This window comes from uncultured Megamonas sp., from assembly GCF_958438645.1.
In the GTDB taxonomy this organism is placed as follows: Bacteria; Bacillota; Negativicutes; order Selenomonadales; family Selenomonadaceae; genus Megamonas.
Genome location: NZ_CAUBSM010000021.1, coordinates 1 through 11,079 on the forward strand (window position 1 = coordinate 1; position 11,079 = coordinate 11,079).

Genomic DNA, 11,079 nt, shown 5'->3' on the forward strand with positions numbered 1-11,079 from the left:
GAGGCCGAAAGTACTTGCATGGAGACGTGCTGGGAGGATAGGAAGTTGCCAGTTATGATAGGGGTATCGCCAAGTGGTAAGGCATGGGACTTTGACTCCCACATGCGTTGGTTCGAATCCAGCTACCCCTGCCATTTAAATCGGTTCACTAGCTCAGTTGGCAGAGCACCTGACTTTTAATCAGGGTGTCCCGAGTTCGAATCTCGGGTGAGCCACCATTACAATGGCGCGTTGGTCAAGTGGTTAAGACACCGCCCTTTCACGGCGGCTTCATGGGTTCGAATCCCATACGCGTCACCAATCTCTTGGGCGGTTAGCTCAGCTGGGAGAGCGCTTGCCTTACAAGCAAGATGTCAGCAGTTCGATCCTGTTACCGCCCACCATTAGTAATTAATCTCCTTGATTTTCAAGGAGTTTTTTTATTTATAAATTTAATAGATGGTGATGGAGTTCACCGATAAATCTGTAAACGATACAGTAATGACTCCTGTTATATTATATTTAATAATTTTAGATATATATAACAGGAGTTTTTTATTTATATAAATTAAAAGACCATAAGCAATTGAGGAGGTTTTTATGACAAAATTATTAGTGGTGATGTTAGGTTGTTCTTTAGGTGGAGCTATGCGATATTTGATTACTACATATGTAAATAAATTAGGCCATTTTCCTTATGGAACATTAACAGTAAATTTAATAGGCTGTTTTCTTATAGGTATTATTGCTACTATATTGACAGAAAAAATGCAGGGAGCCTCGATGTATCTTTCCTTGTTTTTGACAGTGGGATTTTTAGGAGGACTTACTACATTTTCATCATTTACAAATGAAACTTTATTATTGTGGCGTACAGGTGATTTTATTTCTGTATTATTAAATGTAGGATTAAATACTTTTGGTGGACTTTTGGTAGCATGGTTAGGTAGAATACTAGTTTATATAGTTTTATAGTCAAAAATAAAAGCGATACAAAATAAATGTATCGCTTTTTTATTTTATTAAATTCTTAGTGAAATAATTTTAATAAGCTTAAAACCATATATGTAATTCCTCCAGCAATTAAAGGACCAACGGCAACGCCTTTGAAGAAAAATACACCAATCATAGTACCAATTACTAAAGAAGATACAACATCAGGAGAGTCTTTTAATAATGATATTCCAGAGCCACCAGCTACAGCGGCGAAGATACCAGCTAATAATGCTAATATTCCAATAGGAGAAGTAAAACTATTAATCATCATTTGGATTGTTATTTTTCCATTAGCTAGTGGTATCAAAATAGCAATTGTGAGCAAAATAATACCGTAATTTAAGCCATTTGTTTCTACTAATTGCATTAAACTATCTAAATGAAAAACTTTTAATATTAGAATTATACCAACAGCATAAAATACAGACATATTATGCCCTATATAACTCAATGCTAAGAGAACTAAGAGAATAATATATTCATTACTCATGAAAACACGTCCTTTATATATTTTTTATTTAAATTGTTTTTCTATTTTATCATATGGTTTTTGAAAAAACAAAAACTGTAAAAAAATTTTTTAAAAACTATAGCTTTTTTATAAAATATTTGTTACAATATAACAAGTTAATGCTTTAGCTTATTAAAGCATTACTATGAAATTATAGATAAATATTATATATTTATATTGGGAGGAAATTTTTATGAAAAAGTTATTAGTATTGTGTTTATCTATGCTATTAGGAGTTATGTTAATAGCAGGTTGTGGAAGCGAAGAAAAACAAACATCTTCTTCTAGTGGAAGCAGTGATAAACCTATTGTTATTGGTTTAGATGATAGTTATCCACCAATGGGATTTAAAGATGAAAATAATGAAATTGTTGGTTTTGATATAGACTTAGCTAAAGAAGCTACAAAAAGACTTAATCGTCCAGTAGAATTCAAAGCAATTGATTGGTCTAGTAAAGAAGCAGAACTTAAAAGTGGTCGTGTAGATATTCTTTGGAACGGTTTAGATATTACAGAAAAACGTAAAGAAAATATGTTATTTAGCGATCCATATATGAAAAATCGTCAAGTTGTATTTGTTCCAGTGAATTCCGACATAAAATCTCTTGAAGATTTAAAAGGCAAAGTAATTGGTACACAAAGTGGTAGTACAGCAGAAGATTTCTTAGATAATAATAAAGATTATGCAGCTCAATTTGGTGAAGTAAAAAAATATGGTGATTATATCGATGCTTTCATGGATTTAGAAAATGGCAGAATTGATGCTGTTGTAACTGATGAACTTATTGGTACTTATTATATGCAAAAACATGCTGACGCATTTAAAGAAACTGATATTGTTGTAGGTGAACCTACTGATTTTGGTATTGCATTTGCAAAAGACAATCAAGCTCTTCGCGATGATGTTCAAAAAGTAATGAATGAAATGAAAGCTGATGGCACAATCGCTAAGATTTCTGAAAAATGGTTTGGTAAAGATATAACTACAAAATAATAATAATGAATAAAAGCGAGAACGATAAGTTCTCGCTTTTTTATTTGGATAATATGGTTACAGCTAAAATAATGATAATGGCACCGATGAATTCAAATAAACCAAATGATATATTTAAAAATATAATTGATAAAATAATTGAAGAAAATGGTTCTAATGAAGCAAATACACTGATTTTTGTAGGTGAAAGATATTTTGTACTTTCAAGATAGGCACAAAAAGCTATTGCTGTACCAAAAATAATAATAGCCGATAGCGTAATTATCATATCAATATCTAAAATTCCTGTAAAATCCCATGGCTTTTGATAAAAGGACATTAAGATACCACCAATTAACATACCCCAACCAATGATTAGTGTAGAACGCCATTTTTTGATGATGGTTCGAGGTTGTAATGTATAAAAAGCAGCAAAGCAAGCACAAACAAGTCCCCAGATGAGAGCTTCTACAGATATTGCTAAAGTGGAAAAATTTCCTTTAGTAACTAGGAAAAAAGTCCCTAGCATAGCTAAGAAGATAGCAAGTAATTCTTTAAATGAAGGTAAGCGATGAGTTGTAATTAATAGATAAAGAACAATAGCAATTGGCATTAAATATTGTAGTATAGTAGCTGTAGCGGCATTACTATGAACAATAGTACCAAAGTATGTATATTGAACGCCTAACATACCAAAAACACCAAAACATATTAAAGGAAATTTATCTTTAGTATGCCAAATAGAAAAAATATTTCCCTGATGTAAAATAGCATCAATACATAGTAAAATAATACCTGATAAAATTAAGCGAACAGTGACTAGCCATTCAGCGGATATTGCCTTATCTACAAATAAATGTTGAGATAATACTCCAGAGGCACCCCATAATATAGTACCTGTGACTATAAGTAATGTACCTTTTAATTGTGAAGACATAATGACCTCCTGAAAATATATGAAAATAATAGCTATATTCTATTATTTTTTTTATTTATTGTAAATAAGTGTTGCTTTTTAAAGGTGATTATATTAAAATTTAGATAAGATATTAATTAATAATTATTATTTATTAAAAATATATTAAGGAGATGAGACTATGGAAATGTCAGCATTATGGAAATTGAGTTACGGAATGTATGCTATTGGTACATTAGATGGGACTAGACCAACAGGTTGTATCGTAAATACAGTTATTCAAATTACTAGTGATAATCCGGTTATTGCTATTAGTATGAATAAGAATAACTATACTTATGAATGTATAAAACGCACAGGTAGATTTTCAGTATCTATTTTATCAGAACAAACTACACAAAATGTAATAGCAAAATTAGGTTTTTCTTCAGGAAAAGATACGGATAAATTTGATGGTGATATTTTTGCATGGGAATATATGGACGGTCTTCCTGTCGTAAATGAAAATAGTTGTGCACATATAACGGCAGAAGTTATTACTATGACAGAAATGGAAACTCATTTTGTAATTTTAGCACGTGTACAAGATGCAAAAGTAGTTTCTAATTATAATCCAATGACTTATAAATATTATCATGAAGTAATTAAGGGAAAAGCACCAAAAAATGCACCGACATATCAAGCTCCAGAAAAGATTACAGATAAAGAAACATGGGCTTGTCAAGTTTGTGGGTATATTTATGAAGGTGATTTAACTAAAGAACCAGATGATTTTGTTTGTCCTATTTGTAAACAGCCAAAATCCATGTTTAAAAAGCAATAATATGTTTATATAAGTTTATATAATTTGATAAGAAAATAAAAAAGCTGACCATTTCTAGGCCAGCTTTTTATCTTGGTTAAAATAATTTATTTTTTGGAACGAGCTTTAGCTTTAGCAGCTTGTTTTTTCTCTTGTTCATGTTTTGCGTAATCTACGCCCCAGCTTTTCATCTTATGTTTGAAAGCTAACATTGGATGACGTAAGAACATTTTTTTCTGTGTACTTTGCATAATATTGCGAAATTCTTTTGTCTGTTTAGTGCCAAAACAAGGGCGGTCACAACGTTCACAGATTGGTTTAGTGATACCATATGGACATCTACTGATTTTCGTCATTACTGTAGTCAATAATGCTGTACATTTTGGACAAAGTTTACTTCCAGATGTATTATGATGGCTGTGACAATAAACACCAAATGTTTTACGAATTTCTTCTTTTTCTTTAGGTACATTGTTTTTTATTTCAACCGGTTTTCTTTTTGGTAAAAATCTTGAAAAAATTCCCATAGCAGTCTCCCCTGATTTATAATTATAAATTTATAAGTACTTATTTAATTTTACGGTTTATTATAATTTATGTCAAGAAATAGCATAATAGTTTGACAAGGTTTAATTTTTATGATAGTGTCTTTCTTAATAAGATTAGGTATTATTTGGAGTGTATAATTGATATGATAAAGTTAAAAAATATTGTAAAGACTTATGATACCCCAAATGGTTCAGTACACGCATTAAAAGATATTAATTTAGAAATTAAGCGTGGAGAAATTTATGGGATTATCGGTTTAAGTGGTGCGGGTAAATCTACATTAGTTCGTTGTATAAATATGCTAGAAAGACCTACTTCTGGTAGTGTTATTGTTGATGGTAAAGATTTAACTACAATGACAGAATCACAGCTTCGTGAAGCTAGAAAAGATATTGGGATGATATTCCAACATTTTAATTTATTGTCTACTTCCACAGTATATGATAATATTGCTTTTCCTTTAAAATTAGCAGGAAAATCTAAAGAAGAAATAAAGTCTAAAGTAGAACCTTTATTAAAATTGGTTGGTCTTGAAAATAAAGCTCATCAATATCCATCTCAATTATCTGGCGGTCAAAAACAACGTGTAGGTATAGCGAGAGCTTTGGCTAATGATACAAAAATATTATTATGTGATGAAGCGACATCAGCACTTGATCCTCAGACAACAAAAGCTATATTGGAATTAATTAGAGATATAAATAAAAAATTGCAATTGACAGTAGTAGTAATCACTCATGAAATGCAGGTTATTAAAGACCTTTGTGATAAGGTAGCTGTATTAGACCATGGTGTAATTGCAGAAAATGGTACAGTATTAGAAATTTTTACTAATCCTAAAGAGCCAATTACTAAAGAATTCATGAGTGTACTTAGTAGCAATGAACTTCCAGCAGCTTATCGCAATGGTAAAGTGCATAAGGAATATATAAAAGATGCAACTATGTTACTTCGTTTGACTTTTATCGGAGAGTCAGCAGATAATCCAGTAATTGCAGGGCTTATTCGTAAATTCCCAGAGTTAGATATAAGTATATTATTTGGAGATTTATCTCAGATTCAAATGGTACAATTTGGCAGAATGATCATCGGTTTAGATGGACAAGAAGACCAGATTAAAGAAGCGATAAAATCTCTAATGGAACAAGATTTAAAAGTGGAGGTGATAGGATATGTTCAGCGACGCACTCATGTTATTGCCTAAGGCCTTAGGTGAAACTGTATATATGGTAGCTGTATCTATGATTGTTGCCTCTGCTATAGGTATTCCTCTTGGTGTATTATTATTGGCTACAGGTAAAAATCAGGTTTTAGAATTAGGTATAGCTAATAAAACATTATCTGCTATTGTAAACTGTGTACGTTCTATTCCATTTATTATTTTAATGGTAGCAATTATTCCTTTTACAAGATTAGTAGTAGGTTCATCTATCGGCACAACAGCAGCTATTGTACCGCTTATTATAGCTTCTATACCTCTTATTGCTCGTTTGGTGGAAACTTCCCTTCGTGAAGTTCCTTATGGTTTGATAGAAGCAGCTTTATCTATGGGAGCAACACCTTATCAGATCATAAGACGTGTATTGCTTCCAGAGGCTATGCCAAGTATTGTAGCACAACTGACAACTGTTATTATTGTCTTAATTGGTGAATCTGCTATGGCTGGTGCTGTAGGTGGCGGTGGCTTAGGTGATTTGGCTATTCGTTATGGATATCAGCGTTTTAATCCAGAAGTAATGTTAGCGACTGTTGTCGTTCTTATTATATTAGTTCAAGTAATTCAATTTTTAGGTAATATGTTAGCTAAAAAATTGAATAAGAAATAATTTTATTTATATTAAGGAGGATTTCGAATGAAAAAACTATTGGCAGTAATTGCTACTGCACTTTTAGCAGTAGTAGCTCTAGCTGGTTGTGGTTCTAGCACAGATACTGCATCTAGTGAAAAAACTGTATTGAAAGTTGGAGCAACAGCTGTGCCTCATGCGGAAATCTTAGAACAGGTAAAACCTGAATTAGCTAAAGAAGGCATTGACTTACAGATTGTTGAATTCAATGATTATGTACAGCCAAACTTAGCTTTAAATGATGGGGAATTAGATGCAAACTTTTTCCAACATCAACCTTATTTGGATGAATTTACAGCAGAACATAGTGTAAAACTTGTAAGTGCTGGCGGTGTTCATATTGAACCTATGGGCATTTATTCTAAAAAAGTAAAATCTCTTGATGAATTAAAAGATGGTGCTTTAGTAGCTATTCCTAATGATCCAACAAATGGCGGTCGTGCTTTACTTTTAATGGCTAAAGCTGGTATTATTACATTAAAAGATAATAATGATATCAAAGCAACAGTACAAGATGTTACAGCAAATCCTAAAAATATTCAGTTCCAAGAAGTTGAAGCAGCTCAACTTCCACGCGTTTTAGATGATGTAGATGCTGCGGTAATTAATACAAATTATGCAATGCAAGCAGGTTTTGTACCAGCTAGCGATGCTTTAATTATCGAAGATAGTACATCTCCATATGTAAATATTGTAGCTGTTAGAGAAGGCGATCAGGATAAACCTGCTATTCAAAAATTAATGAAAGCTTTAAAATCTGAAGCTGTTAAAAAATTCATTGAAGAAAAATATAAAGGTGCAGTAGTTCCTGCTTTTGAATAAGCTTAAAGGAAAGAAGATATCTACAATAGATAATAATTTATTGTAGATATCTTCTTTTTTTTAGCAGGAATAAAAAGCATCGATATCTAAATAAATAGATATGATATTTTTATTTAAATGTCAATGGAGGGATTTTTATATGAAGAGCAAAAAAAATAAAAAGAATATGTCTAAAAAAGATGTAAAAGTGGCATCTAAAGTTGATGATAAAGATTTATTTGAAGTCAGATTACATAAATACTATGATGAACTAAAATGGCTTTATTGTGAATTGTATCAACAGCAGCCAAATCCTTTGAATTATTTTGATGATTTAATTAAGAATTTAAGAGATTTTTATAATCAAAGAGAAGATTATTTAAAAGAATTAGATATTGCACGTGAAAAAAATAATAATTGGTATAAAGGCAATGATTTCATCGGAATGATGATGTATGTAAATAATTTTTCTGGCACTTTAAAGGGATTTGAAAAAAGAATACCTTATTTACAAGAAAGCAATGTAAATTATATTCATTTGATGCCTTTGTTGACATCTCCAAAAGATGAAGGTGATGGTGGTTATGCTGTAGCAGATTTTCGCAATGTTCAAGAAGAGTTGGGAACAATGGAAGATTTGCGTAAATTAGCTAAAAAATGTCATCATAATAAAATCAGTATTTGTCTAGATTTCGTTATGAATCATACTTCTAATCAACATGAATGGGCAAAAAAAGCAAGAGCTGGAGAAAAAGAATATCAAGATAGATATTTCTTCTTTGATAATTACGATATGCCAAGATTATTTGAAGAAAAATGTCCGCAGGTATTTCCAACAACAGCACCAGGTAATTTTACTTATTTAGAAGATATTAATAAATTTGTAATGACTACTTTCTATCCATATCAATGGGATTTGGATTATCGTAATCCTACAGTATTTAATGAAATGGTTTATAATATGCTATATTTGGCAAATCAAGGTATAGATATTATTCGCTTAGATGCTGTACCATATATTTGGAAACAATTAGGCACAAATTGCCGTAATTTACCACAAGTTCATACTTTAGTGCGTATGATGCGTATGATTACAGAAATAGTTTGCCCATCTGTATTATTATTAGGTGAAGTCGTAATGGCACCAGAAAAAGTAGTTCCATATTTTGGTACAATAGAAAAGCCAGAATGTCATATGCTTTATAATGTAACTACTATGGCTACAACATGGCATACTGTAGCGACTAGAGATGTTAGTTTGTTGAAACATCAGCTTGATATTTTAGCTTCTTTACCAAAACAGTATATTTTCCAAAATTATTTACGTTGTCATGATGATATCGGTTGGGGCTTAGATTATGGTTTCTTGAGATATCAAGGAATAGAAGAAGTTGCGCATAAAAAATATTTAAATGATTTCTTCACAGGAAAATATCCAGATTCTTTCAGTTGCGGTGAATTATATAATGACGATGAATCTTTAGGTGATGCTCGTCTTTGTGGTACTACAGCTTCTTTATGCGGTATAGAGTATTATGACAAACAAAAAGATAAAGATGGTATACAATCAGCTATTGATTTGGATTTAATGTTGCATGGATTCTTGTTTAGTTTATCTGGTATACCTGTTATTTACAGTGGTGATGAAGTAGCTCAATATAATGATTGGGATTATAAAAATGATAAATATAAACAAGCAGATTCTCGTTATATTCATCGCGGTGCTTTTAACTGGCGTAAAGCAGGTCGTCGTAAAATAGATAATGCTATTCAAGCAAAAGTATATCAAGGTATTAGCAAAATGGAAAAAATACGTTTGCAATATGATGTATTCTCTACAGATGCTAATATTTATACTTTGGATACATGGAATAAATCTACAGTTGCATTGGTGCGTGAAACAGAAACTGAAAAATTCATTGGTGTTTATAATTTCAGTGAATATGAACAAATGGCATGGATTAATGAACAAGATGGATTATATAAAGAATTATTGACAAAACAAAAAGATTTTAAAGCATCAGGATTGAAATTGCCAGGACATGGTATTTTATGGCTTTGGAGAAGTAAAAAAGCATAATATGAAACTATAATAAATAAAAGGCGTTAACCCTAGATTTAAGGTTAACGCCTTTTTATTATTGTTTATTTTATCTGTGTAACTAAGATGCGGTCAATACGGGCTTTATCCATACTGATGATTTCAAAGCGAAATTTATGCCAGATGATTTTTTCACCGACTTTAGGAATGTAGCCGAAATATGAAGTGATAAAGCCACCCATAGTTTGAAAATGGCCACTATCTTCATTTGGCAATACTTCAATGTCAAATTTTTCTTTAAAATCGTCAATATCAAAAAGTCCATCGATGTACCAAGAGTGGTCATCTCGTTGTATGATTTGTGGTGAATTTGCCACAGGTTTGCCTGTGATATCACCTAAGACTTCATTGATGATGTCAAAGATAGTGATAAAACCAACAACACCACCATATTCATCGAGGACTACAGCTTCATTGATTTCACTTTCACGGAATTTTTCAAGTACGCGAAAACTTTCCATAGCACGAGGTACAAACATAGGTTTATGCATGAGCTTTTCTAAATCAAGAGGTTTGTTGGATAATAATTCGTTTAAAATATCTTTAGCATAAACAATACCTACAAATTCATCAAGATTATCTTTACCCACAAGAAAAACATTTTGATTATGTTCTTTGATAAATTTTAAATTATCTTCTAAACTATCTTCAAGGTCAAGCCATATCATCTGTGTACGAGGTGTCATTAATGAATAAGCTGTTTGGTCACTCATATGAAAAATACGATCAACTATATCTTGTTCAGCTTTTTCAAAAGTACCATCTTCTGTACCTTTTTCGATTAAATCTTTTACCTCATCTTCAGTAACACTATCATTATTTTGAGGATTGATGCCAAAAATCAATAATAATGTATTAGCTATAGAAATGAATAAACTAATAAATGGGGATAAAAGTTTTTTCCAGATTTTCAATGGTGTTAATAGTGTGAGTAGATAAGACTCTGGTTTTGTAAGGGCTATATTGCGTGGTAAAGTTATACTCAAAATCAAACACAATAAGATGATTACAAATGTAGTGCAAACTAAGGAGATAGGTTCTATATAATTATTGTAATCTGGAAAGATTTTTTGTAAGTTGTGAATGATAAAAGGTGCAAGTGAAATACCAGTTAAAAGACCTATTAAAATATTACAACTAACGTTACCTATCTGCACAGCAATCAAATATGTTGTAGGTTTGTCAATTATTTTTAATGCCTCAGAAGCTTTCTTTTTACCTTCATCAAGCATTTTTTCTAATTGATTTTTATGAGAATCAGCAATAGCTACTTCAGAAAGAATAAATAAAGCATTTATTAAAATTAATATAAAAATTAATCCAATAAATAAATCCGTCTCGGGAATATCCAAATATCAACACTTCCTTATCTAAAATATATTATATTATACCACTTATACATGATAAATGCTATTTTGACGATAATTTTTACATAGTTTGAAAAAATTTTACTAAAATTTTTCAAAAAAAGTATTGACATTTTAGTACGGGTTAATATATAATAATCAACGTCGCTGATACGTTTAGTAAAGCAACAAGACAACGCGGGAGTAGCTCAGTGGTAGAGCATCACCTTGCCAAGGTGAGGGTCGCGAGTTCGAGCC

The 11,079-nt window shown here is 31.3% G+C and carries 11 protein-coding genes, 4 tRNA genes and 1 riboswitch; of the genes, 11 read left to right on the top strand and 4 right to left on the bottom strand.

Going from position 1 to position 11,079, the window contains the following annotated elements:
• Positions 1-59: 59 nt before the first annotated feature.
• From Q5I67_RS10200 to crcB, 5 genes are all read left to right on the top strand, one after another.
• Positions 60-134 (top strand) — tRNA-Gln (locus Q5I67_RS10200).
• Between the two features lie 8 nt (positions 135-142).
• Positions 143-218, top strand: a tRNA-Lys gene (locus Q5I67_RS10205).
• A gap of 7 nt (positions 219-225) precedes the next feature.
• Positions 226-300 (top strand) — tRNA-Glu (locus Q5I67_RS10210).
• 7 nt (positions 301-307) lie between these two features.
• Positions 308-383, top strand: a tRNA-Val gene (locus tag Q5I67_RS10215).
• Positions 384-431: 48 nt separating this feature from the next.
• Positions 432-497, top strand: a riboswitch (Fluoride riboswitch).
• An 82-nt stretch (positions 498-579) separates the two neighbouring features.
• The gene (crcB, locus tag Q5I67_RS10220; RefSeq protein ID WP_296899504.1) at positions 580-954 is read left to right on the top strand and encodes a fluoride efflux transporter CrcB; all 375 of its coding nucleotides are present in this window, start codon (positions 580-582) and stop codon (positions 952-954) included.
• Positions 955-1,009: 55 nt separating this feature from the next.
• Here the strand turns inward: crcB and Q5I67_RS10225 are convergent, their stop codons facing one another.
• Positions 1,010-1,465 carry a DUF441 domain-containing protein gene (locus Q5I67_RS10225; RefSeq protein WP_296899506.1) on the bottom strand — a complete coding sequence of 152 codons (456 nt, stop codon included), beginning with the start codon at positions 1,463-1,465 and terminating at the stop codon, positions 1,010-1,012.
• Between the two features lie 214 nt (positions 1,466-1,679).
• Between Q5I67_RS10225 and Q5I67_RS10230 the strand changes: the two genes are divergently transcribed.
• Positions 1,680-2,480, top strand: coding sequence for an amino acid ABC transporter substrate-binding protein (locus Q5I67_RS10230; protein ID WP_296899508.1), 801 nt, complete (start codon positions 1,680-1,682; stop codon positions 2,478-2,480).
• Positions 2,481-2,520: 40 nt separating this feature from the next.
• Here Q5I67_RS10230 and Q5I67_RS10235 read toward each other — a convergent pair whose 3' ends face one another.
• Positions 2,521-3,396 (bottom strand): DMT family transporter, encoded by an 876-nt coding sequence (locus tag Q5I67_RS10235; RefSeq protein WP_296899510.1) that lies wholly within the window; start codon positions 3,394-3,396, stop codon positions 2,521-2,523.
• 160 nt (positions 3,397-3,556) lie between these two features.
• Here Q5I67_RS10235 and Q5I67_RS10240 point away from each other — a divergent pair, with 160 nt between their 5' ends.
• Positions 3,557-4,198, top strand: coding sequence for a flavin reductase family protein (locus tag Q5I67_RS10240; RefSeq protein ID WP_296899512.1), 642 nt, complete (start codon positions 3,557-3,559; stop codon positions 4,196-4,198).
• 86 nt (positions 4,199-4,284) lie between these two features.
• Here Q5I67_RS10240 and Q5I67_RS10245 read toward each other — a convergent pair whose 3' ends face one another.
• The gene (locus tag Q5I67_RS10245; protein ID WP_296899514.1) at positions 4,285-4,704 is read right to left on the bottom strand and encodes a nitrous oxide-stimulated promoter family protein; all 420 of its coding nucleotides are present in this window, start codon (positions 4,702-4,704) and stop codon (positions 4,285-4,287) included.
• Between the two features lie 164 nt (positions 4,705-4,868).
• Between Q5I67_RS10245 and Q5I67_RS10250 the strand changes: the two genes are divergently transcribed.
• From Q5I67_RS10250 to Q5I67_RS10265, 4 genes are all read left to right on the top strand, one after another.
• On the top strand, positions 4,869-5,930 hold the full coding sequence (locus tag Q5I67_RS10250) for a methionine ABC transporter ATP-binding protein (RefSeq protein WP_296897447.1): 1,062 nt from the start codon (positions 4,869-4,871) through the stop codon (positions 5,928-5,930).
• Positions 5,899-6,552 carry a methionine ABC transporter permease gene (locus tag Q5I67_RS10255; RefSeq protein WP_296897445.1) on the top strand — a complete coding sequence of 218 codons (654 nt, stop codon included), beginning with the start codon at positions 5,899-5,901 and terminating at the stop codon, positions 6,550-6,552. The genes Q5I67_RS10250 and Q5I67_RS10255 overlap by 32 nt, the downstream gene beginning before the upstream one ends.
• A gap of 27 nt (positions 6,553-6,579) precedes the next feature.
• Positions 6,580-7,395 (top strand): MetQ/NlpA family ABC transporter substrate-binding protein, encoded by an 816-nt coding sequence (locus Q5I67_RS10260; protein ID WP_302487255.1) that lies wholly within the window; start codon positions 6,580-6,582, stop codon positions 7,393-7,395.
• A 139-nt stretch (positions 7,396-7,534) separates the two neighbouring features.
• Positions 7,535-9,454: an alpha-amylase family protein gene (locus Q5I67_RS10265; protein WP_302487256.1), complete on the top strand. Its 1,920-nt coding sequence runs from the start codon at positions 7,535-7,537 to the stop codon at positions 9,452-9,454.
• Positions 9,455-9,519: 65 nt separating this feature from the next.
• Here Q5I67_RS10265 and Q5I67_RS10270 read toward each other — a convergent pair whose 3' ends face one another.
• Positions 9,520-10,827 (bottom strand): hemolysin family protein, encoded by a 1,308-nt coding sequence (locus Q5I67_RS10270; protein WP_296922425.1) that lies wholly within the window; start codon positions 10,825-10,827, stop codon positions 9,520-9,522.
• Between the last annotated feature and the right edge of the window lie 252 nt (positions 10,828-11,079).

Bases quoted from the DNA above. Each gene is read 5' to 3' on its own strand.
- Q5I67_RS10265 (WP_302487256.1), top strand. From the start codon at position 7,535: ATGAAGAGCAAAAAAAATAAAAAGAATATGTCTAAAAAAGATGTAAAA.
- Q5I67_RS10235 (WP_296899510.1), bottom strand. From the start codon at position 3,396: ATGTCTTCACAATTAAAAGGTACATTACTTATAGTCACAGGTACTATA.
- Q5I67_RS10250 (WP_296897447.1), top strand. From the start codon at position 4,869: ATGATAAAGTTAAAAAATATTGTAAAGACTTATGATACCCCAAATGGT.
- Q5I67_RS10230 (WP_296899508.1), top strand. From the start codon at position 1,680: ATGAAAAAGTTATTAGTATTGTGTTTATCTATGCTATTAGGAGTTATG.
- Q5I67_RS10245 (WP_296899514.1), bottom strand. From the start codon at position 4,704: ATGGGAATTTTTTCAAGATTTTTACCAAAAAGAAAACCGGTTGAAATA.
- crcB (WP_296899504.1), top strand. From the start codon at position 580: ATGACAAAATTATTAGTGGTGATGTTAGGTTGTTCTTTAGGTGGAGCT.
- Q5I67_RS10260 (WP_302487255.1), top strand. From the start codon at position 6,580: ATGAAAAAACTATTGGCAGTAATTGCTACTGCACTTTTAGCAGTAGTA.
- Q5I67_RS10240 (WP_296899512.1), top strand. From the start codon at position 3,557: ATGGAAATGTCAGCATTATGGAAATTGAGTTACGGAATGTATGCTATT.
- Q5I67_RS10225 (WP_296899506.1), bottom strand. From the start codon at position 1,465: ATGAGTAATGAATATATTATTCTCTTAGTTCTCTTAGCATTGAGTTAT.
- Q5I67_RS10255 (WP_296897445.1), top strand. From the start codon at position 5,899: ATGTTCAGCGACGCACTCATGTTATTGCCTAAGGCCTTAGGTGAAACT.